16 protein-coding genes are annotated in these 21,309 nt (G+C 69.0%); 3 read left to right on the top strand and 13 right to left on the bottom strand.

The features are described 5' to 3' along the window. Window positions 1-92 precede the first annotated feature (92 nt). The 4 genes from ACZ6DL_RS37365 to ACZ6DL_RS37380 form a co-directional block, all read right to left on the bottom strand. Window positions 93-6,374, bottom strand: coding sequence for an SDR family NAD(P)-dependent oxidoreductase (locus ACZ6DL_RS37365; protein WP_466058373.1), 6,282 nt, complete (start codon window positions 6,372-6,374; stop codon window positions 93-95). A gap of 129 nt (window positions 6,375-6,503) precedes the next feature. Beyond that, window positions 6,504-7,649, bottom strand: a complete 1,146-nt coding sequence (locus ACZ6DL_RS37370) for an LLM class flavin-dependent oxidoreductase (protein ID WP_466058375.1) — start codon at window positions 7,647-7,649, stop codon at window positions 6,504-6,506. 15 nt (window positions 7,650-7,664) lie between these two features. Next, window positions 7,665-9,881, bottom strand: coding sequence for an MMPL family transporter (locus ACZ6DL_RS37375; protein ID WP_466058377.1), 2,217 nt, complete (start codon window positions 9,879-9,881; stop codon window positions 7,665-7,667). Window positions 9,882-9,935: 54 nt separating this feature from the next. Beyond that, complete coding sequence (locus ACZ6DL_RS37380) at window positions 9,936-10,862, bottom strand: ParB/RepB/Spo0J family partition protein (protein WP_466058379.1); 927 nt, start codon at window positions 10,860-10,862, stop codon at window positions 9,936-9,938. Window positions 10,863-11,021: 159 nt separating this feature from the next. Between ACZ6DL_RS37380 and ACZ6DL_RS37385 the strand changes: the two genes are divergently transcribed. Next, window positions 11,022-11,609 (top strand): TetR/AcrR family transcriptional regulator, encoded by a 588-nt coding sequence (locus ACZ6DL_RS37385; RefSeq protein ID WP_466058380.1) that lies wholly within the window; start codon window positions 11,022-11,024, stop codon window positions 11,607-11,609. 93 nt (window positions 11,610-11,702) lie between these two features. Here the strand turns inward: ACZ6DL_RS37385 and ACZ6DL_RS37390 are convergent, their stop codons facing one another. The 3 genes from ACZ6DL_RS37390 to ACZ6DL_RS37400 form a co-directional block, all read right to left on the bottom strand. Beyond that, window positions 11,703-12,740 (bottom strand): threonine aldolase family protein, encoded by a 1,038-nt coding sequence (locus ACZ6DL_RS37390; protein WP_466058382.1) that lies wholly within the window; start codon window positions 12,738-12,740, stop codon window positions 11,703-11,705. Next, entirely contained in the window at window positions 12,737-13,132 is a 396-nt protein-coding gene (locus ACZ6DL_RS37395) for an ectoine synthase (RefSeq protein ID WP_466058384.1), read from the bottom strand. The genes ACZ6DL_RS37390 and ACZ6DL_RS37395 overlap by 4 nt, the downstream gene beginning before the upstream one ends. 221 nt (window positions 13,133-13,353) lie before the next feature. Further along, entirely contained in the window at window positions 13,354-14,343 is a 990-nt protein-coding gene (locus ACZ6DL_RS37400) for a zinc-binding dehydrogenase (RefSeq protein WP_466058386.1), read from the bottom strand. Window positions 14,344-14,493: 150 nt separating this feature from the next. Between ACZ6DL_RS37400 and ACZ6DL_RS37405 the strand changes: the two genes are divergently transcribed. Next, entirely contained in the window at window positions 14,494-15,198 is a 705-nt protein-coding gene (locus ACZ6DL_RS37405) for an AraC family transcriptional regulator (protein ID WP_466058388.1), read from the top strand. A gap of 150 nt (window positions 15,199-15,348) precedes the next feature. On the opposite strand, the gene ACZ6DL_RS37410 is transcribed toward ACZ6DL_RS37405, so the two are convergent. Both ACZ6DL_RS37410 and ACZ6DL_RS37415 read right to left on the bottom strand, forming a co-directional pair. Then, window positions 15,349-16,317, bottom strand: coding sequence for an anti-sigma factor RsbA family regulatory protein (locus ACZ6DL_RS37410; protein WP_466058390.1), 969 nt, complete (start codon window positions 16,315-16,317; stop codon window positions 15,349-15,351). Beyond that, window positions 16,314-16,673: an STAS domain-containing protein gene (locus tag ACZ6DL_RS37415; RefSeq protein ID WP_466058392.1), complete on the bottom strand. Its 360-nt coding sequence runs from the start codon at window positions 16,671-16,673 to the stop codon at window positions 16,314-16,316. The genes ACZ6DL_RS37410 and ACZ6DL_RS37415 overlap by 4 nt, the downstream gene beginning before the upstream one ends. A 425-nt stretch (window positions 16,674-17,098) precedes the next feature. Between ACZ6DL_RS37415 and ACZ6DL_RS37420 the strand changes: the two genes are divergently transcribed. Further along, entirely contained in the window at window positions 17,099-17,302 is a 204-nt protein-coding gene (locus ACZ6DL_RS37420) for a hypothetical protein (RefSeq protein WP_393241125.1), read from the top strand. 214 nt (window positions 17,303-17,516) lie between these two features. Here the strand turns inward: ACZ6DL_RS37420 and ACZ6DL_RS37425 are convergent, their stop codons facing one another. The 4 genes from ACZ6DL_RS37425 to ACZ6DL_RS37440 all read right to left on the bottom strand — a co-directional run bounded on the left by ACZ6DL_RS37425 (window position 17,517) and on the right by ACZ6DL_RS37440 (window position 20,547). Then, window positions 17,517-18,257 carry a GAF and ANTAR domain-containing protein gene (locus ACZ6DL_RS37425; RefSeq protein WP_466058393.1) on the bottom strand — a complete coding sequence of 247 codons (741 nt, stop codon included), beginning with the start codon at window positions 18,255-18,257 and terminating at the stop codon, window positions 17,517-17,519. A gap of 248 nt (window positions 18,258-18,505) precedes the next feature. Beyond that, window positions 18,506-19,156, bottom strand: a complete 651-nt coding sequence (locus ACZ6DL_RS37430) for a LysE family translocator (RefSeq protein ID WP_466058395.1) — start codon at window positions 19,154-19,156, stop codon at window positions 18,506-18,508. A gap of 150 nt (window positions 19,157-19,306) precedes the next feature. Beyond that, the gene (locus tag ACZ6DL_RS37435; RefSeq protein WP_466058396.1) at window positions 19,307-19,870 is read right to left on the bottom strand and encodes a TetR/AcrR family transcriptional regulator; all 564 of its coding nucleotides are present in this window, start codon (window positions 19,868-19,870) and stop codon (window positions 19,307-19,309) included. Then, the gene (locus ACZ6DL_RS37440) at window positions 19,867-20,547 is read right to left on the bottom strand and encodes an enoyl-CoA hydratase/isomerase family protein (protein ID WP_466058397.1); all 681 of its coding nucleotides are present in this window, start codon (window positions 20,545-20,547) and stop codon (window positions 19,867-19,869) included. Before ACZ6DL_RS37440 ends, ACZ6DL_RS37435 begins: the two co-directional genes overlap by 4 nt. Window positions 20,548-21,309: the final 762 nt, after the last annotated feature.

The raw sequence follows: 21,309 nt of genomic DNA on the forward strand, positions 1-21,309 counted from the left end.
CTCTGGGCCCTGCTGCGCGACGGCCGCGAATTCACCCTCACCGGACCAGCCCCCGCCACCGCCGCAGCTTGACAACTTCATTGAGAGTCCTTTCATGCCGCGGCCTGCGCGTCGGCGGGCTCGGCGAACTGGCTGACCACCTTGGCGCCGATGCCGCGCAAGGACAGGCCCCGGCTGAGTTCCAGTGCGGAGATCTTGACGTCGAGCTCTTTCTCGGTGCGGGCCCCGAATTCCATCGCCATGAGCGAGTCCATGCCGAGGTCGGTGACCGGCTCATCGATGTTGATGACGTCGGTGTCCACGCCGAGCACCACCGCGAGTTGATCGGCGAGGCGCTGGGCGACGAAGTCGGCGCGATGTTCGGTGGGCAGGGTGAGGATCTCGGCACGCAGGGTGCCGCCTGCCTCGCCGCCGACTCCGATGTCGGCGAGCAACTGGCCGAAGCGGCGGGTGTCGGTGGACGGCCGCGCCACCCGCGACCACACCGTCCAGTCGATATCGGCCACCGCGACCTGAGCGCTGTCGAGTGCCAGGCATTCGCGCAGCAGGGCGGTGGCGCGGTCCATGTCGATGGGCAGGAACCCGATCGACTTCACGTAGTCCGCCAGTGCCTCGGTCTTGTCGGCCATGCCGCCGCCGCTCATGAAGCCCCAGTTCACCGCCAGCGCCGCGGCGCCGCGGGCACGCCGGTCGGCCGCGAGCGCGTCCAAGGCGGCGTTGGCGGCGGCGTAGCCGACCTGCGGGGTGATGCAGCCCAGCGCGCTGATCGAGGAGTACAGCACGAACATGTCCAATTCGATCCCCGCGGCCTCGACCGCCCGGTCCAGATGCTGGGCGCCACGCACTTTGGCGAACAGCTCGTCGAGCGACTCGGGCGTGATCTGCGGGATGGGCAAGTTGTTCACCACCCCCGCGGCGTGGAAGATCCCGCGCAGCGGTGCGACCGACCGGATACGGTCCACCAGCGCTGCCGTGGCGGCGTAGTCGGCGATGTCCACTCGTTCCTCGATCACCGCCACGCCCGCCGCGGTGAATGCCGCGACCTGGTCCCTGGCCTGTGGCGTGGACGCGCCGCTGCGACCGACCAGCACGAGTTTCCGTGCGCCCTCGGCGACCAGCCAGCGGGCGGTGGCCAGGCCGAAGCCACCGAAGCCGCCGGTCACCAGGTAGCAGCCGTCCGGGTCGATGCGCGGGTGGGCGAGCTCGGGGCGCACCATGGGCTGTTCTTCGCGCAGGTCCAGCACAACCCGGCCGATCTGGTCGGAGCGTGCGACGGACTCGAAAGCCGCCGCCAGCTCCGACACCGGATAAGCCGTATAGGGGAGGTACCGGTATGTGCCCGAGCGCAATGCCACATGGCTCGCCCGCATCGGCGTGCGCAGCAGTTCCGGGTCGTGGGCGAGCGCGCGGTCCATGTCGACGGAGAAGAAGGTGAGGTTGCGGTCGAAGGGGCCGAGATCGATGACGCCGCCGGTGTAGATGTCGGCCTTACCGATATCGACCACACGACCGAATTCGGCGGCGACCCGGAAGTTCTGCCGCAGGATCTCGCCGGGAGCCGAACTGTAGACGACGTCGACGCCGCGTCCGCCGGTCAGCTCGGCGATCTCGTCGACGAAGTCGGCCGATCGCGAGTTCAGCACGTGCTGCGCGCCGAGCAGGCGCACCTGCGCACGCCGCTCGGGCGTGCCCGCCGTCGCGATCACCGTCGCTCCGATGTCCAGCGCGACCTGCACCGCGGCCATGCCCATGCCGCCCGCCGCGCCGTGCACGAGCACCGTCTCACCCGGCCGCAGGCGCGCCAGTGTCCGCAGCCCGAATTCGGCGGTGAGGAACGGCAATCCGGATCCGCAGGTGAGCGGGTCGTAGTCCTCTCCGGGCAGCAGCTGGTGCGGTAGCGTGGCGCCCGCGTCGACGGGCATGGTCACGTACTTGCGGAAGATGTCCCTGGCGCACACCATCATCCGATCGCCGACCGCGACGTCGGTGACGCCGGGCCCGACGCGCTCGACGACGCCGGAGCCCTCCATCCCGACCGTCGTGCCGAAATAGGTTCCCGCGAGTTCCTTTTCGGTGAGCACGCCGATGACCTTCATCGCGTCCTTGTAGTTGAGCCCGGCCGTCTCCATCCGGACTTCGATCTCGCCCGGACCGGGCGCGACCCGGTCGACTCGGCGTAACGCCAGGTCGGACAACAACCGGGACTTCGGAATCTCCACCACGAAAGAGGCTTCCGGGTCCGACAGCGGGACGGCGCGGTTGCGCTCGTCGAGGTGGGTGCCGAAATTCCGGTCCAGCCGCACCGCCCAGTGGTCGTCTCCCCGCACGCCGATCTCGTCGAGCGCGTCCTCGGCGAGAACGAGATCGGTCGGCGGCGCCGAGGCCTGTTCTCCCGCGTCCACCAGCCGCCACCCCGCGGCGGGCTGTTCGTTGAGCAGGGCGCGCCGCGCGCCCACCAGCGCGCCGTGTGACACCTGGACGGCGGTGTCGGCGGGGGTGCACAGCGCGTTCTCGGTGACCACGACGCAGTGGACACGGATCTGGGGTGCGTCGGCGAGCAGATGCTCGACGGCATTCGCGACGCGCGCGAGCCAGTAGACGTTGCGCGCCCCGTCGAGCGCCGTGCCGAACACATTGACCACCCGGATCCGTTCGGCGATCGGGTCACCGTCGGGTGAGCGCAACGCCTGCCGCAGGCGCTCGTCGTTGTCGTCGGCGTCCGCGTCGTCGAGCACGACGGTGACATCGGTCCGGTCGCCCAGCAGTGCGGCCGCGCGGCCGGCCGCGTCGGTGCCGACGCAGACGGTGACGACCGTTTCCTGCTCCGCGCGACGCTCACCTGCCGGTGCCTCGACGATCTCCCAGATGGGCTGGTAGAACACTCGTTCCAGCTGGTGGGTGACATCGACTGCCGCGCTGACCGGGCGGAATTCGACGCCCAGCAGCCGCATCGCCACCTCGCCGTGCTCGCCGACGATGGCGATGTCGGCGCGCAGCGGGTCCGCGCCGCGGCGGGTCACCACGACCCGCGGCCGCTCCGGCAGCGCGCCGAGCAGGCGCACCCCGGCGATGGCGGCGGGCACGATCGCCACGTCGGCATCCGAGTCCGCGGCCAGCGTGGCGACGCATTGCAGCGCGGCGTCGACCACCGCCGGGTGAGCCAGGTGCCGGATCGGCGTGGCCTGCTCGACCGGCGCGAGCGAGGCGACGACCGCGTCCGCACCGACGACGGCCGAGATGATGCGCTGGAAGGCAGGCCCGTAGTCCAGCCCGCGCGCCGCCAGCCCGCGATAGAGCTCCGCCCCCGCGACCTCGGCGGCGTGCTCAGGGGCGTCGACGTCCACGGCGGCGGCGGCGAAGTCGGCTTCGATGAGCCTGCCGTGGGCGTTGAGCGTCCAGGTGGTGGCGGTGGCCGAGCGCGAGTGGATCCGGAAGCGTTTGGTCGATTCCTCGACGCTCACCCGTAGTACCGGTACGTCGTGCTCGTCGATCACCAGTGGCGCGACGAATTCCACCGATTCGAGGCCGGCGCTCGTGCGGCCGGTGCGCTCGACGGCGGCGCTGAGCGCGGCATCGAGGTAGGCCGCGCCGGGCAGCACGACATACCCGTCCACGACATGGTCGCGCAGCCAGGGCAGCCGCGAGACCGACAGCTGCACCTCCCATTCCGAGTTCGCCGCCGTCGTGGGATCACCGAGCAGCGCGTAGCCCTCCGGCGTGCCGAGACGATCCAGCAGGGTGACCGGCTCGTCGTGCCACACCCGTTTGCGCTGCCACGGGTAGGCGGGCAGATCCAGGTGCTCGACGATCGAGTCCGGCCGGCCGGGTACGGCCGAACCGTCCAGCGAGCCCGCGACATACAGATCCGCGACAGCGCGCAGCACGTTGTTGCGGTCGCGCAGGTCGCGCGAGAGCGTGGTCACCGCGGCGCCGATCACTCCGCGATGGATCAGCATCTCGCGGATGTTGCCGCTGAGCACCGGGTGTGGGCCGACCTCGAGGAAGACCCGGTGGCCCGCGTCGACCAGTGCGCTGATGGCGTCGGCGAACCGGACCGGCTCCCGGACGTTGCGGCACCAGTAGTCCGCGTCCCATCCCGTGCCCGCGATCTCGGCGGCGGTCACGGTGGAGTACGTGGTCAGTTTCGCGTCCCGCGGGGTGAGCCGGCCGAGCGCGCCGCGCAGATCATCGAGGATCGGGTCCATCAGATGGCTGTGGTAGGGCACCTCGACCCGCAGGCTACGCGCGAACGTGCCGGTGGCCGACAGGGTGTCGCGCAGCAGTTCCAGGTCCTGGCTGTCGCCTGCGAGGGTGACCGCGCCGGGGCTGTTCACCGCGGCGATCGAGATGCTGTCGGTGCGGGCGAGCAACTCCCGTGCCTCGCGTTCGGACATGCCGAGAGCCAGCATGCCTCCGGTGCCCGCGGTGGTCGCCTGCAGCCGGGCGCGGTGGTAGCTGACGGTGAGCGCGTCGCGCAGCGAGAGCGCGCCGGAGACGTACGCGGCGGTGACCTCCCCGACGCTGTGCCCGACCACCACCGCGGGATACACGCCGTACTCGGCCAGTTCGGCGGTCAGCGCGGCCTGCAGCACGAAGTTGGCAGGCTGCGCGAACGCGGTGCGCACGATCCGCGAGTCGGCCTCGTCGGCGAGCATCTCGTCCAGGATCGACCAGCCCGCGATCGAGACGAACTCACGATCGATCTCCCTGGCCACCTTCGCGAACGTGCTGTCGGTGGTGAGCAGCTCACGCCCCATGCCCCACCACTGCGGGCCCATCCCGCTGAAGACGAAGACGGGCTCCACCTCGCCGTCACCGATGACCCGCGACGGTGCCCGGCCCTCGCCCGCGGCGAAAGCACGTAACTGGGTGCGCAGATCGTCGGCGTCGTCGTAGGCGAAGCCGACCCGCAGGGGGTGGTGGGCGCGCCGGGTCCAGGCGGCCGCAGTGACCGCGTCGGCGGGATGGTGGTCGAGCGCCTGCGCGAGGTCGCCTGCGAGCGTGCGCACCGCGGTCTCGTGGCGGCCGGAGATCGGCAGTACCTTCGGCACCGGGCGTTCGTCGTCGGCCCGCGCGGCCCGCGGCGGCGCTTCGGAAAGGATGACGTGAGCGTTGGTGCCGCCGTAGCCGAAGCCGTTGACCGCGACCACACCCTTGCCCGGCTGCGCGGGCAGCGGTTCGGGGAGCAGCGGGACCCGTAGTCGGAGCTCGTCGAACTTGATCTCCGGATTCGGTGTGGTCAGGGCGAATTGGGGCGCGACCGTGCGGTGGTGCAGGGTGAGCGCGGCCTTGATCAGGCTCGCGACCCCGGCGGCGGCCTCGGTGTGCCCGAAGTTGTTCTTCACCGAACCGACCGGCACCGGCTCGGCGCGGCCGTCCACCGCGCCGTACACCGCGCCCAGCGCCGACATCTCGAGCGGGTCGCCGACCGCGGTGCCGGTGCCGTGCGCCTCGAGGTAGCTCACCTCGTGCGCGGCGACACCGGCGTCGTCGCGCACCTGGCGGGCCAGCTGTTCCTGCGCAACGGGATTCGGGACCGGGATGGCCATGGTGCGGCCGTCCTGATTCACACCCGTCGCGCGGATGACGGCGTAGACGCGGTCGTTGTCGCGCTGCGCCACGTCGAGCGGCTTGAGCAGCACCGCGCCCGCGCCCTCCGCGCGGCCGTATCCGTCGGCGGCGGCGTCGAAGGTCTTGCAGCGTCCGTCGACCGAGAGGAACCGGCCCTTGCACATCGAGATGAACGTCTCGGGCTGCAGCATCGCGTTCGCACCGCCCGCCAGCGCGATCTCGCATTCGCCGTTGGCGATCGCCTGCACCGCGAGGTGCGTGGCGACCAGCGACGACGAGCATGCGGTGTCGACGGTCAGGCTCGGGCCGTGCAGGTCGAGCAGATAGGAGATGCGGTTGGACAGCAAGGTGTGCGAGGCGCTCATCGCGGTGTGGCTGGTGATCGCCGAGCGGACCAGCGGACCGCTGCGTCCGAGCACGTTGTCGAGGATGAAGCCGCCGACGTAGACGCCGACGCGGTGGCCGGAGACCCGGCCAGCCATGCCCGCGTCGTCGAGCGCCTCCCAGGTCACCTCGAGCAGCAGCCGCTGCTGCGGGTCGAGGATGGCGGCTTCCTTCTGGGCGATGCCGAAGAAGTCGGCGTCGAAATCCCACAGCGGCTGGGTGAGGAATCCGCCGCGCCGGGTGTACATACGCCCCGGCGCGTCCGGATCCGGGTCGTAGTACTTTTCGATACTCCAGCGATCCGGCGGGATATCGACGATCCCGTCACCTTTGTCGAGCAGGAAATTCCAATAACTCTCCGGGTCGAATACACCGCCTGGAAACCGGCAGCCGATGCCCACTATTGCAATGTCGACCATTATTTCTCCTGGCCTGAAATGCGGGTCCATGCTGAGCCCCCCGACCGCAGCAGCACAAATATCTGATGAGCTTCTTCGCTCGAATGGTCATGCTATTGCGCAGCCCGCTCGAGCGTCAATTGTTCTGCGTTACAGCTTTTTCAATTTACGTAACGTCGCCACCAGTGGCGCGTTGGAAAGCATCCCGTGCGTGAGGCGCGGATGAATTGCGCTGAGATTCATCAGCACGGCGTAGCGCAGGCCGTGGTCGCGCCAGTCCGCGAGCTGCTCGACGATCTCGTCCGGCGTTCCGGCCAGGCAGAATTCCCGTACCAGCGAAGCCGGGACCTTCTCGATGTAGTCCAGCACGGTGCGCTCGTCGAGCGTCTGCGGCAGGTAGTCCTGCAGGCCGGTGAAGTCCTCGCCCAGCGGATGGGTGGCGCCGTGCCTGGTCCACATCTCGCCGGGGGCGCACAGGGTCAGCGTCCGCGCCCCGACACTCTCGACCAGAGCGTCCACCTCCCCGGGACGGGCCGCGGTGAGCACGCTGAACACGGCGGCGGGCGCGACCGTCAACGGGTCGCGGCCCGCGTCGGAGGCCGCGGCGCGGACCTGCTCGAGACGGTGCCGGTACTCGTGCGGGCGCTGCGCGAAGCCCGGGAACCACACGTCGGCGTAGCGACCGGCGGCCCGCAGCATGCGCGGGCCGCCCGCGGCCACCCAGATCTCCGGACGGGTGCCCCGGTAGGGCGGGACATCGAAGACCGCGTTCCGCAACGGGAAGTGCGGCGAGTCCCTGGTCACCAGGCTGCCCTCGGAATCCCACAGCGCCCTGATGGTGGCCAGCGCCTCCTCGAACCGTCCGACCGGAGCGGTCCAGTCGACGCCGTAGGGCTCGTTGTTGTCCCGGATGCCGGTGCCGATGCCGAGAATGGCCCGGCCGCGGCTCAACTGGTGCAGGGTGGCCGCGGCCTGGGCGGTCACCGCGGGATTGCGCCGGCCCGCGTCGGTGACGCCCACGCCGAGCCGCAGGCGGGCCAAGCGGTTCTGCGCGGCGAGATAGCCCAGCGCCGTCCACGGTTCGTAGATCCCGTCGGCGTGCGGTGCGAGCCGGGTGATGCCGACGTGCCGCGGTTTCCAGATCGAGGCGGGCAGGATCGAGGGCAGGTGGTCGGTCACCCAGAGCGAGTCCGCTCCGCCCGCCATCGCCACCGAGCGGCTGCCGCGAAATTGCAGGTCGGGCGCGAACCGGGTGTAGACGCCGGAATCCATCACACCTGTGCGGAATTTCGCCATGTTGTTCCTATCGCACTATTTGGGTACTGGTTCGAGAGCGGCACTGGTCTCGGGAATTTCGATCCTTCGGTGCCAATGGGCGAGCCGGGACGGCGCCCACCAGTTGGCCGCGCCGAGCAGGCGCATCAGGGCGGGGGCGAGCACGCCGCGGATCAACGTCGCGTCGCTGAGCACGGCCAGGGTCAGGCCGAGGCCGAACAGCTGGATGAACGACACGTGCGAGGTCACCATGCCCGCGAAGGCGATCGCCATCAGGCAGGCGGCGGCGGTGAAGACGCGTGCGGTGCGGGCGACGCCGGTCGCCACGGCACCGGTGTTGTCACCGGAGGACAGCCATTCCTCGCGGATCCGGGACAACAGGAACACCTCGTAGTCCATCGAGACGCCGAAGGCGATGCAGAACATCAGGATCGGCATCGTGGGCACCAGATAGCCGGTCGAGGTGAAACCGAGCAGGTCCGACAGGTGCCCTTCCTGGAATATCCAGACCATGGCGCCGAAGGTCGCCGCCAGCGAAAGCGTGTTGAGCAGCAGCGCTTTGATCGGCAGCAGCACGCTGCCGGTGAAGAAGAACAGCACCACCACGGTCGACAGCGCGATCACGAAGACGGCCACGGGGACTTTCGCTCCGAGCGCGTCGAGCGTGTCGACGTTTTCGGCCGCCGCACCGCCGACCATCGCGCGGCTCGGCGGGGGGACTGCGCGCACCTGGTCGAGCTGATCGATCGCGGCGGGGGAGTACGGGTCGAGCCGGGTGCCCACGCGCACATAGGTGCCCGCGTCGTCGCGCATGCCGGGTGGCGCGGAGGCGACTTTCAGCCCGCCGGCATAGACGCCCGCCGCGGACAGCACGGTCGAGACGTTCTCCACCCGTGACAAACGTTCGGCGTAGGCGGCGATTTCGCTGTCGCCGCCCCGGTATCCGGGCATGGCCACGAGCACGCCGGCCATCGCGTTCTCCCGGAAGCCGGTGCGCAAGGCGTCGCCGACCGCATGGCTGGACGCCCCGGCGATGACCCGATCGTCGGCGGCGCCGAACCGGATGGACAAAAACGGCGACCCGAGCACCAGCAGCAGCGCGATCACGGCCGCCGCGGCCACGACGGGATGACGCATGACCAGCCGCACCGCGCGATACCACCGGGTCTCGGTGATCTCGACGGATGCGGGCCGCGGCCGGTGGAATCGGCGGCGCGAGAGGGCTCGCAGGTCGAACGCGTCGACACGGGGACCGAGCAGTGCGAGCGCCGCGGGCACCAACAGCAGCGTGGTGAACACGGCCGCCCCGAGCACGGCCAGCCCCGCGTACGCCAGCGACCTGAGGAAATACAGCGGGAAGACCAGCAGTGTCGACAGCGACAGCGCGATCACCACACCGGAGAACAAGACGGTGCGCCCCGCCGTGCGTGCTGTGCGCGACACCGCGGAGGCGGTGTCGCGTCCAGCGGCGAGTTCCTCGCGGAACCTGCTGACCATGAACAGGCTCGAGTCGATCGCGACCGCGAAACCCAATGCGCTCATCATGTTCAGCGCGAAGATCGACACGTCGCCGACCTCGGTGAGCAACCGCAGGATCGGCAGCGTCGCGAAAATGTTGAACACGCCGACCGCCAACGGGATCAGCGCGGCCGTCACGCTGCCGAAGACCAGGATCAAGGCGAGCCCGGTCAGCGGTATCGCGATCGCCTCGGTGATCAGCAGGTCGGTGACGATCCGATGGCTCATCTCGTCGAAGGCCACCGCCTGGCCGCCCGCCCGCACGGTGACGCCGTCGAAGTCGCCGCTCACCCTGCCCGCGATCGCGCCCGCCCGTTTCGGCGCGTCGGTGTCGTCGCCGGTGACATGGGCCAGGACCAGACCGTCGCGGCCGTCGCTGCCGCGCAGGCCCTGCCGCAGATCCGGGGGAAGTTCCCAATAGGACTGGACCGCGTCGATCTCGTCGCGGCCACGCAGATCGGCGGTCAGGCGCTCACCGACCGCCCGCGCCGCGGGGCTGTCGAGCCCGTCCGGCGCGGTGACGAGCAGCACGAGATTCGGCGCGGCGCCGGGGAATTCGCGGCCGAGGAACGCCGCGACCTCGGCGGACTCGGTGTCGGACGGAACGTAACCACCGGACTTCAGGTGGGCAGGCGCCGACCAGCCCAGCCCGACGCAGACGATCCCGATGACCAGCGCGCCGTAGAGGATGGATCGCGGCCGCCGGATCGCCAGGCGTGCGAGACCAACAAGCATGATGAAAGACCTCTTCTCGAACTCCGGCCGTGGCGAATGCGTATGCGATCGGTGCTATTCGGTGGCGCCGGGGTCGATGTAGCCGGCCAGCGCACGCCACTCCTTGGCATTGCGGTGGGCGAGCTCGGCGACCGCCGGAATGCAATGCGGCGGGACCGTGGCCACCAGGGCGGTCCACACCTCGCGCTGCATCGAGTGTGTGTGCAGCCAGCGCAGCAGGTCACGGCCCTGCTGGCTGTGCCGCATGGCCGGGTCGCGGGTGAGTTGCTGTAGCAGCAGCGCGCTGCCCTCGGGTTGGTCGGCGGCGCTGTCGTGCTCGGGTGATCCGGTCTCGCGCAAGCGTTTGCGGATCGCGTGCGCTGTGCTGATGGACACTTCCGCCGCGGCGGCCAGCGCGCGCAACGGCATGTCCGGGGAGGCCGCCAGCAGCTCGGCGACGCGGCGCCTGCGCTGCGCGCGGTCCATCGGCCTGCGCCTGCCGTCGGCGCCGACGCGGATGTTCGACTGCGGAATTTCCGCACTCGAACGCTGCCGGAGCGTGGCCACCGTGCGCGCGGACAGCCCCGTGGTGGACGCGATGGCCCGGTCGGACAATTCCGGCATCGTCTCGATGATCCGCTCGGCCGCCGCTTTGCGGTCCGAGAGCGTCAACGGCAGCCCGTGCGTCGTATTCAGTTCGACGCCGCGCAGAAAGGCCTCGGCCGCCGTTCCGTCGAAGAACACGACTTCGATGTCTTCGCGGCCGAGCCATTGCGCGGCCCGCAGCCGATGCATTCCGTCGATGACGCGCATCGTGCTGCGATGCACCACAATCGGCGGTAATTCGGTGTCGCTCTCGGCCAGTCGTGCGATATGCCTGCGGTCCTCGCCGTTCGACCGCGGCGAGTCCGCGGGCAGCAGTTCATCGATGGATACGAGATAGCGCGCGTTCGACGCCAGCGGCACCACATCGCCGCTCACCAAATTAAACTCAGCGGACATTTCGAAACCCCCAGGGTCGCCCGGATTCAGATCGGTCCTCGATGACCCGATGGTCCATCCGGAACCCGGCTAGGCTTCGACCGACCGATCGGTCACAGCGTAGGTGCGCCCGGTGCGCGACACTAGGCTTTCCGGAAAGAGTCGGGAGAATTCGAAAGCATGACAGTCATTGCCGACCCCGGTCGCACGGCTCTGCTCATCGCGGGCACCGTGGTGGCGGAACGCGAGGGGCTGCACCGGCTTTCGATCAACGCGGTGGTCGAGGAAGCCGGGATGGCCAAGGGCACCTTCTACCACCACTTCGTCAACCGCCGCAGTTACGTCATCGCGTTGCACCGCCGTTTCTTCGACGCGCTGTCGCAGTCGGTGGCCGCGGCGCTGGCCGGGATTCCGCCGGGGATCGAACGGATCGGCCCCAGCCTGGACGCGTTCCTGGATGCCTGCCTCGACGCCCGCGGCACCGAGGCGTTCATGGTCCAGGCGCGCACGGATCCGGATCTGCGCGAGGAGATCCGCCGCCGCCACGAACTGTTCATCGCGGTCGGGCGGCCGGACATGGTCGCCGCCGGGTGGCCGGACCCCGACGCCGCCTCCCGGATGAAGGTCGCCATGGTCGGTGAGATCTGCCTCGCCGAGCTGACCTCCCGGCGTGCCCGTCCGGATCTGCGGATCGCGGCCGTGCGGATGCTGACCGCCAACCGCACCGGATCACTTGCCGGGGAATCGCCCGAGGGCGATGGGACCTGAGCTGCCCGGCACGAAAGTGCCTCGGAAAGAGCATCTTTCGTGTCTCGCAGGTGCTGGGAAGCTGTCGTAGCCGACACGTTGCTGTGGTTGCGGCTACGCGGCGGCCATCTCCCGGGCGATGGCGGCCGCGAAGGCGTCCACATCGGCCTCGGTGGTGTCGAACGAGCACATCCAGCGGACCTCGCCGGTGCGCTCGTCCCAGACGTGGAAGCGGAACCGTTTCCGCAGCCGCTCGGTGACCTCGCGGGGCAGTACGGCGAAGACGGCGTTGGCCTGGACCGGCCGTACGATCTCGACGCCGGGCACCTGCGCGACGGCAGTAGCCAGTCGGGTCGCCATCGCGTTGGCGTGCCCGGCGTTGCGCAGCCACAGGTCGCCCTCCAGCAGCGCGACGAACTGCGCCGACACGTACCGCATCTTGGAGGCCAGCTGCAGCGCGGCCTTGCGCAGGTACGCCGTGCCGCGCACCGCGTCCGGGTTGAGCACCACGATCGCCTCGCCGAGCATCAGGCCGTTCTTGGTGCCGCCGAACGACAGCACGTCCACACCGGCGTCGGTGGTGAACGCGCGTGGCGGCAGGCCGAGCGCGGCGGCGGCGTTGGCCAGCCGGGCGCCGTCCACGTGCAGCAGCATGCCGCGCTCGCGGGCCAGCGCGCCGATCGCCGCGATCTCGCCGGGTGTATAGAGGGTGCCGAGCTCGGTGCTCTGGGTGATGGAGACGACCTTCGGCTGGGCGTGGTGCTGGTCGCCGAAGCCCCACGCGTACCGGTCGAGCAGCTCCGGGGTCAGCTTGCCGTCGGGGGTGGGCACCGGGACCAGCTTCAGCCCTGCCACCTTCTCGGGTGCGCCGCACTCGTCCAGGTGGATGTGCGCGGAGTCCGGGCACACCACCGCGCTCCACCGGTCGCACATCGCCTGCAGCCCGACGACGTTGGCGCCGCTGCCGTTGAAGACCGGGTAGACCTCGGCGTGCTCGCCGAAATGGTCCTTGATCAGCTCGCGCAGCCGTGCGGTGTGGACGTCCGCGCCGTAGGCCGGCTGGTGGCCCACGTTGGCGGCGGCCAGCGCCGCCATGATGTCCGGGTGCACGGAGGCGTTGTTGTCGCTGGCGAAAAAGATCGAGTCGCTCACTGGTCCTCTTCGGTCAGCAGTGGGAAGGCGCCGTTCTCATCGTGGACCTCGCGGCCGGTGAGGGGTGGGTCGAACACGCATATCGCGCGGAACTCGGTGTGGGCGCGCAGGGTGTGATGCTGGTGTGCGTCGACCAGGTACATCACGCCCGGCTCGAGCTGGTGCCTTTCACCGGTCTCGTCGTCGACCACTTCGCCGCGCCCCTCGATGACGTAGACGGCCTCGATGTGGTTGGCATACCACATCTCGAGCCCGGCGCCCGCGTGCACCACGGTGTCGTTCACGGAGAAGCCGGCCTTCTCCTCGGCGAGCACCAGGCGACGGCTGGTCCACGCGGGGCCCTTTACCTCCCGCTCGGTGCCGATGATCTCTTTCAGTGAACGGACGATCATGAACTACGTTTCCTCTCGGTTCTGCACGGCGAGGTGCATCGGGCACCGCGGTCATCACCCTTTCCTGCGACGGGCGTGTACTCGCGACCATCCCGATCATGGCTGCCGCGCAAGCTCGGCGACAGTGGCAGAACCGCCCCCTCTCGTTAAGATCGCGCCATGAGGGTCGTGGCTCCCGACGGCCGCCACCGTCTCGGTGTCGGCCTTCTACGGGCACGTGGTCATGGCATCAGGACAACCTTTCCGGTGGCGTGATCGCTCTCCATGTACCGGTGGGCCGAAACGATGTCGGCCAGGCCGAAGACACGGTCGAGGTTGGGCCGATAGGCGCCGGCCTCGACCGCGCGGACGATCCGCCGCAGCACCGGCGTACCCGCGCTGCCCTGCACCGTATTGCTGTGGAAGGCCGTGAGTTTGGTTCCGGACGGGATCATCGCTACCGGTTCGAAGTCCTGAATCGACCACCCGCTGAGCGAGCCCGCCACACACACGGTCCCGCCGCGGCGCACCAGGCGCAGCGAGTCCACCACCGTGCTCGCCCCGACGAGATCCAGTACATGGTCCGGACCCTCTGGCCAGATCGCGTGGACGCTCGCCGCCGGCGCGCCACCCTCGTCGAGGAGTGGGTGGTGGACGCCGGCCGCGGCCAAGGCGTCGATCTTGCCCGGCTGCCGTGTCGTGGCGGCGATCTCGATACCGTGGCCGGACGCGATCGACGCGGCCGCCATCCCCACCGACGAGGTCCCGCCACGAATCAGCAACCGCCCTCGGGCACCCGGCACGACCCCCAACGCGTCCAGCGACCCCTGCGCGGTCAGATATGTCTCGGGCAGCGCGGCCAACACCTCCCAGGGCAACGTGGTGGTGACCGGCATCAGCAGTGCGTTGGGCAACAGCGCGTATTCCGCGTAACCGCCGTCGAACTCCCGGCCCATCTCACCCATCACCGCCGCGACGGTCGTGCCCTCCGGCAGCCCGGGATCGGTCGAGGACGCCACGATTCCGACGCATTCGATCCCGAGCACGCGGGGGAACCGCACGTTCGGAGAGTGCCCCTGCCTGGTTCTCAGTTCCGACCGGTTCAAGCCGGCGCCCTTCACCTGCACCAGGCTCCAGCCCTCCCGGACCTCCGGTACCGGCAGCTCTCGAATTTCCAGGACCTCCGGGCCACCCGCTCCGACACAGACCGCTGCTCGCATCGTCGTAGACATATGTCCACTGTCTCCGGGAGACGGTCTGGCCTGCCACCGATAGAATGCCGAGTTATGCCCGTTGCCCGCCAATCTCCCCGGCCCGGCGCGACATCGCGGATATGGCCGTCCGGAGGCGTTCACACCTGGCCGTCGGGAGGAACGAGTGCGGTGCATTCCCATCCCCGCGGGCATCTCGTCTACGCGGCGCGTGGTGTCTTGTCGGTGCACACCGAACGTGGCACATCGATCGTTCCGGCCAATCGAGTCGCATGGACCCCTGCGGGATTCACGCACTGCCACCGCGCGCACGGGCACACCGACATGCGGATCGTCTTTCTCCCGGCATCCCTGGCCCGCCTCGTGCCCACCCACCCAGCCGTGTTCACGGCCTCCGGCCTCGTCCGCGAAATCCTCCTCACCCTCACGGGTTCGCGCGATGGCGACCGGGTCGCCGGCGACCACGAGCGCGCCGCGCGCGCTCGCCTTCGCCGGGTCCTCGTCGACGAACTGCGCGAAGCGCACGAGCAGCCACTGATCCTGCCGGAACCGCACGACGACCGGTTGCAGGCCGTCGCGCGGATACTGCACCGAAACCCCGCGGACAACACCACGCTGGCCGAACTCGGGCGGACGATCGGAGCCGGCGCTCGCACGCTCAGCCGTCTGTTCCACAACGAACTCGGCATGACCTTCTACGAGTGGCGCACCCAGCTGCGCGTCTATCACGCACTCGTCCTGCTCGCCGACGGCCACGACACCACCTACGTCGCACACGCCTGCGGATGGGCGAATCCCAGCAGCTTCATCGCGGCCTTCACCGGCATCATCGGCACAACACCCGGCCGCTACCGGGCTGCGCACCCGGCGAAGTAGCGCATGAATCGACTGGCGGCGCGCTGATCCTGCTGTTCCTGGTCGGGCTGGTGACCGGCCGCCGCGGCGCATTGCGCTGACTTCCGGCGAACCCGGGTAGCCGCCACATGGTCGACGGCTACCCCGGGTCGCCGACCGCTCAGCAGTGGGTTACGGCAGCTCGTGATCGAAGTCGAAGTGGAGCTGGATGGTGGTGCCGTGCCGGCCGGTGTGTATGCGCACGAGGTCGGTGAGCTGGTTGACCAGCAGCAGACCACGGCCGCCCGGCCGATAGTTTTGTGCGGGCAGGCGGCCCGCGAGTGGATTGGTGATGTGTCCCTTGTCGCTGATCTGGAAGCACAGCTGGCTGTCATCGGCCCACATCCGCAGCGTGCCGTTCCCGCCGCCGTGGACGACGGAGTTGGTGGTGGTCTCCGCGATGACCAGTTCCAGATCGATCAGACGGTGCTCGGGTATGCCCGCTTTGCGGGCGTGCTCGGTGGCGACATGCCGGAGGTGCGCCAGGGATGTCGCGTCGAAGACGATGGTGGTGGCGGTAGGGGGTGCGGAGGGAAGCGGTTCGTTGTAGAGGTCGACGATGTGGTCGGGGTCGTAGTCGTCGCTGGTTCGCCGGCCCGTGTGGTCGATGAGGACGGGATGGGTGACGTGCGCGTCGGCCAGGACCTCCGGCGACAGACGTGCGGTGTCATAGGGACACAGGATGCTGACTTCGCGCCCGGTGAACGCCGCGTTGATCAGCGCCTCGTGCTGAGCGCACGCTGGATACTCCAGCGACGAGCGGCCGGCCCAGATGGGTTCGCCGATGATTCGCACTCGTCCGGATCGATGCCGGTCGGCGAAGGCACGGAGCACTCCCGGGATGATGCGGCCGGGGTTGCGGCCCTCGACGGTCATGTCCATCAGGTGTACCGAGCTCGCGTCGGAGCCCAGCTCGGCACGCAGGAGGGCCAGGTTCGGGCCGGGTACCGCGACAGCGACCGGTTCATCGTTCGCGAGCCCCTCGCGAATGAATCCGAGGGTCCCTGCCAGGTATTCCTCGGTGTCGCGATAGAACAGCGCGGGATGCACAAACGGATCGGTCGACTCCGAAGTGGCCGACCCAGCGCCGACAGAGCTCATGTGTGCACTACCTCGATCGTGTGTAGGGAGGGCCAGAACACTCCGAGGATCCGAAGCATCATCGGCGGAGGCCGATGCAACACGATTCGTGGCGCCTGCGGTGAGTGGGAGGCGGCCTCCACCAGAATCGACGTCCCGTGGACATCGATGAACGTCAGCTCGGAAAGGTCCAAGTGGGCGTCGCGCTGCGCGGCGGTCAGTTCGGCCAGCGCCGAGCGCCAAGCATCCCGGGTGGTGAAATCTACCGCTCCTGCGCACCGTAGACCGGAAGGACTGCTGGTCCGAGACGTGCGGAGGGTCGAAGGATCGGAGATCGCCGCACTACGGGGAGGCGTGGCCGACGGTGCGGGCTCCACTGCTCACCGACCTTCCACTGGCCAACACGAGACGACGCGGGGGATCTTACGCCCCCGCCGAGCGGGCACCTCCACACAGCCCGCTGGTGCCGTGCTGCGGCGCCGTCTTCGCGATGCTGCGTGACCACGGCCTATGCGACGTCCGTCGCGGCTCGTCGGTGCTCTGCCACATCGGGGCCTCCCGCTCGGCCTCGGTGCTCGATGTCACTGCGGCTGGGGGAGCGGCCCATCGGCCCGCCGTGCCGGGGAAGAGCCCGAATAATGCGGCTTGCCGGGCACTTTCGGCTTCCGGCTCGGGCACTGCGGCCACCCGGTTCGAAATCAGCTGTCGGCGGACGTTTCCCGCGCCGTCTGGGTGCTATTCGGTCAAGGACTGGATCGGCACCCTGACGAGGGGTGCGACCAGACAGCTCGAGGAGGATCTTGTGACCGAGAAAAGCCATCGTTCCGCCGAGACCGGCGAATATGTGAGCGAGGAGACCGCAGCGGAGAACCCGAAGACCACGCTCGGCGAGGACGAGCCGCACCAGGGTGACAACCGTCGCGACCGCTCGGCGATCACCGGGCACTTCGTCAAGCCCGACACGAGCCGTCGCCACCCCGACACCACCGTCACCGAAAACGGGTGACACCCGGAGGCGCCCCGGCCTGACGCGGTAGCGCTGGACTCAGGGCCCCTGTCCGCCGGCAGGGGCCCGTCACCGTTTGCCGCGGCCACCGAGCGCCGTGCGTCGGGCTTCCAGTCCATCGATCGACTCGGCGCCATGCCTGAACAGCTGGCGAGGGCGTCTCGGTACGCGGTGACCGACGTCGGCTTCCGGTGACGTCGTCTTCGAGCGCTGATCATGGACGCTGGGGTAGTTCGCCGCGGTGGGTGAGGTACTCGGCGATATCGGCCAGTTTGGTATTGGTGTGTTGGCTGGCGCGTACGAGTAGGGCGAAGGCTTGATCGGCGGTCAGTTTGTGACGCTCCATCAGGATGCCCTTGGCTTGTCCGATCAGATCGCGCGTGTCGATCGCCCGCGCGAGCTGGGTCACCTGCTGGGCGGAGGCCAGTGCCACGGCGGCATGGGCGGCGAACAGGGAGCCGACGTGCTCGGATTCGGCGTCGAAGGCCGCGGGGGCCGGCGAGTAGAGATTGAGGGCACCGAGGTCGTTGCCGGTGACATAGAGCTGGAAAGACAGAATGCTGCCGATGCCGAGTTCGGCGGCCCGGGCCGCGAAACGTGGCCACCGCGGCTCGTCGGTCGTATCGGGCAGCGCCACGATGCGCTCGTGGTAGAGCGCGTCCAGGCATGGCCCTTGCCGCAGGTCGATCTGCGCTCGGTCGACTCGGTGGATCACCTCGGCGGTGGCAGCCGGCGTGTGCATCGTCTCGCGGTTGTCGCTGACCAGGACTCCGGCGTAGGTGGCGCCGGGCACCGTCTGCACGGCGGTATCGACGATACCGCGCAACGTGTCATCGAGATCGTCTTGTTCCTGCAGGTAACGTGCCAGATCGCCCAGTCGCGCAGCCAGGTCGCCCTCCGCTGCGGAGGAACCGGTCGGTGTGTTGTCGGCGTCGTTGAGACGCGCATCCGTCATGGTCTGCCCGTCTTTCCGAGAAAGCCCCCGAGGTGGCAGGTGCCATCCGGGAGCGCCGGCCTCGCCTTGGTTCCGAAGGACAGTGCACACCACCCTACGCGCGAACCGGTGGCGCAGTAGCAACAACGTCATCAACCCGACGTGCGTGCGCCGGGAGTGGGTGACACGCGCCGCGCCATATCGACCCGGCGATGCGGCGGGCGCTGCGACAGCGACGACGGCATCGAACCTCGGCGCGAGAAACCTGGCTATACCCGCGCGCGGTCGGTGAAGGCGAGCGCTCCGCCGAGACCGGTCAACGCGACTCCGGCGAGAGAATCGACCGCGATCTGCGCCCGACGGCGCTGGAACAGAGCCTGCAAGCGTGTCGTTGTGACGACGAACAGCAGCCACCAAGCGCCACCGATGGCTATGTCGAGTGCACCGAGCAGCAGTGCTTGGGGCGCTACCGGACGCGCGGGGGCCAGGAACTGTGGCAACACCGCGACGAAGAAGAGCGCCGCTTTGGGATTCAACACATTGGCGGTGAACGCTCGAGCCAACACCTGTGCACCCGGCGCTGCTGCCGGTGACGACACCCCGGCGGCCCGCTCGGCGGCGCAGCCGCGCCATCCGCGATAGCCATCCCGCAACGCGCGCACACCCAGAACGATGAGATAAGCCGCTCCAGCGAGCTTCACCACGGTGAACGCCTCGGCACTGGTCGACAAGATGGCCGACACACCGACCGCGGCAGCCGCCATGTGCACGACCAAGCCGCATTGAACTCCTGCCGCCGCGTGCATACCCGCAATCCGTGAGCGAGAAGCGTGACGCAGAACCACGAACCAATCCGGGCCGGGAATCACATAGGCCAGCAGCACCGCCGCCGCAAAACCCCACACAAGATGAGCGTCCATCCGAAATCTCCGGTTTCTCGACGGCGACCTCTCCAGCCCAGGAAAGGTGACCTTTTCACGCAGTAGCTGCGCCGGGCAACGTCGGGTGGGTTACCCACAGCGACGACCCCAATCCCGGAAGGCTCGCGATTCTCGCCCGTAGATCCGGTGTCAGCCAGCGCTTCGAGTCGCGGGCTCGATCAGCTGCGCGAGCGCGTCACCGACCCGTTCCAGCGTCGCCGGATCCTTCTCCGCGCGGGCGAGCAGGATCGCGCCTTCGAGCGCCGCGACGACGAGCGCTCCCATGTCGTCGCCGCCCAGCCGTTCGCCGAGGATCACGCGCCATCGGTCGAAAGCGACGTTCGCGGCGGATATCGCGGGTGATGTCGAGGCGGCACCGTCGACGACGGCGGCGGCGACCGGACAACCGAAGTCGCTGCCCTTCAGGCGCATCGCGCTCGCGTACGCGCGAAACAGGGCCTGAACGGAATCGGCCGCGTCGCCGGAGCCGAAAGCCGCTAGTTGCCCGCTCACATCCGCACCGTTGCGGTCGACGACCGCGACGACGAGTTCGTCCTTGCCGCCCGGGAAATGATGGGAGAACACGCCTTTGGTGACTTGTGCGCCCGCGCAGATCTCACCGACTCCGACACCCGCCACACCCCGGCGGCGGAACAGGCCCGTGGCCACCCGGATGAGCCGATCACGGGTGCCGTTGCGGCGCCGGTCGCTCACAGCGCGAGGGTGGCTCGACCCGCGACCCCGGCGGCGGTCACGAACTTCGCCTTGGTCGCCCTGATGACATCGCGTGGTCGCGCGGCGATTTCGCGAGCCAGCTCGATCGCCGCCTCGAGCGCACCGGCCTCGGGCGCCACGCGATTGACCAGCCCGATGCGCAAGGCTTCGGCGAGCTCGACACGCCGGCCGGTCAGGCACAGCTCGCGGGCCAGCGCGCCACCGACGAGGTCACGCAGCGGCTCGTAGAGCGGCACCGCGAAGGCGACCTCGGGACGAGCGAACCACACCCCCGGCTGCGCGATGCGCAGGTCGCACATCGTCGCGAGATCGAAGCCGCCGGCGAGCGCGGGCCCGTTCAACGCCGCGATGAGCGGGACGGGACACCGCAACAGGGTGTGGTGGAACCGGTCGCTGGACGCCCACAATTCGACACCGAAGCCCGGATCTTCCGCGGGCCGTCGGAACTCGGCCATATCGAAGCCTGCGCAGAACACCGAACCGGCGCCCGAGAGGACCAGCGCGCCCACATCGTCACGGCCGGAGAGGCGATCCACCGCATCACTGACCGCGACACGCAGCGACGAGGAGAGCGCGTTGCGCGCGTCGGGGCGGTCCAGCCCCAACTTCCACACGCCTCCGCCGAGGTCCTCCACGACAAGGTGCTCATGGGTCATGCGCGATAAGGTAGCACGGCCGTACGAGTATCCCGGTCTGGAAGACGCTGTCGTCGAGGATCGAATCCGGACGCCGCCGACGTTCACGGTCGGGCAACGACTACCCGCGGCGTATCCGGTGAATTCATGCGCCGTCATCGTGACCATGCGGCCACCCATCGCCTTTACCGCCGAGCGAAAGCTGGGCCTGCCACTGCGTGATCGTCGCCGTGTCTCGGGGTTCGTGGCCGGTGGGCCGCCCGCGTGGTCGACATCCAGGACTCGTGCCGAACATCCTGGGCCGGTACGGATCGCACACCACCGCGTGTTGGGAGGCGGTTGCCGTCCTCGGTGCTGCTCTATTTCGCGGAGAAGTAGCTGGATCCGGGCCTCGTCGACCGACATGTGGAGTGCGACAAGGCCTTCGCGAAACCTCAACTGCGACAGTAGCGGACGAAACGGGCACGGGCGTGGGGCGGCGCGGGCCGGTACTCTGGATTCAGAGCAGCTGCCAAGAGCATTAAGTTATTGGCAATTTCCCCGATAGTACCCGTGATGTACTCGCAGTTGTGTACCGTATGTTATCGCAGGTTCGCTCCGCTTCTGCGGAGTGTGCCGGGGTCGGTATGGCCCCGCAGAAGGACTCCGTTGTCCGCGTGCGGATGCATCCGCCCGAGACGCGGACGATGTCGAGGATTGGGTGTGGCCGAATGCGTGTATCTGCTCCGATAACGGTCTCGGCTTTGGTTGTTGCTGGTGTGGTGGTGAGTGGTTCGGGGGTGC

This window comes from Nocardia sp. NPDC041819, assembly GCF_055590505.1.

Bases quoted from the DNA above. Each gene is read 5' to 3' on its own strand.
- ACZ6DL_RS37440 (WP_466058397.1), bottom strand. From the start codon at position 20,547: ATGACCCATGAGCACCTTGTCGTGGAGGACCTCGGCGGAGGCGTGTGG.
- ACZ6DL_RS37370 (WP_466058375.1), bottom strand. From the start codon at position 7,649: ATGGCGAAATTCCGCACAGGTGTGATGGATTCCGGCGTCTACACCCGG.
- ACZ6DL_RS37380 (WP_466058379.1), bottom strand. From the start codon at position 10,862: ATGTCCGCTGAGTTTAATTTGGTGAGCGGCGATGTGGTGCCGCTGGCG.
- ACZ6DL_RS37400 (WP_466058386.1), bottom strand. From the start codon at position 14,343: ATGTCTACGACGATGCGAGCAGCGGTCTGTGTCGGAGCGGGTGGCCCG.
- ACZ6DL_RS37395 (WP_466058384.1), bottom strand. From the start codon at position 13,132: ATGATCGTCCGTTCACTGAAAGAGATCATCGGCACCGAGCGGGAGGTA.
- ACZ6DL_RS37365 (WP_466058373.1), bottom strand. From the start codon at position 6,374: ATGGTCGACATTGCAATAGTGGGCATCGGCTGCCGGTTTCCAGGCGGT.
- ACZ6DL_RS37385 (WP_466058380.1), top strand. From the start codon at position 11,022: ATGACAGTCATTGCCGACCCCGGTCGCACGGCTCTGCTCATCGCGGGC.
- ACZ6DL_RS37375 (WP_466058377.1), bottom strand. From the start codon at position 9,881: ATGCTTGTTGGTCTCGCACGCCTGGCGATCCGGCGGCCGCGATCCATC.
- ACZ6DL_RS37425 (WP_466058393.1), bottom strand. From the start codon at position 18,257: ATGACGGATGCGCGTCTCAACGACGCCGACAACACACCGACCGGTTCC.
- ACZ6DL_RS37430 (WP_466058395.1), bottom strand. From the start codon at position 19,156: ATGGACGCTCATCTTGTGTGGGGTTTTGCGGCGGCGGTGCTGCTGGCC.
- ACZ6DL_RS37410 (WP_466058390.1), bottom strand. From the start codon at position 16,317: ATGAGCTCTGTCGGCGCTGGGTCGGCCACTTCGGAGTCGACCGATCCG.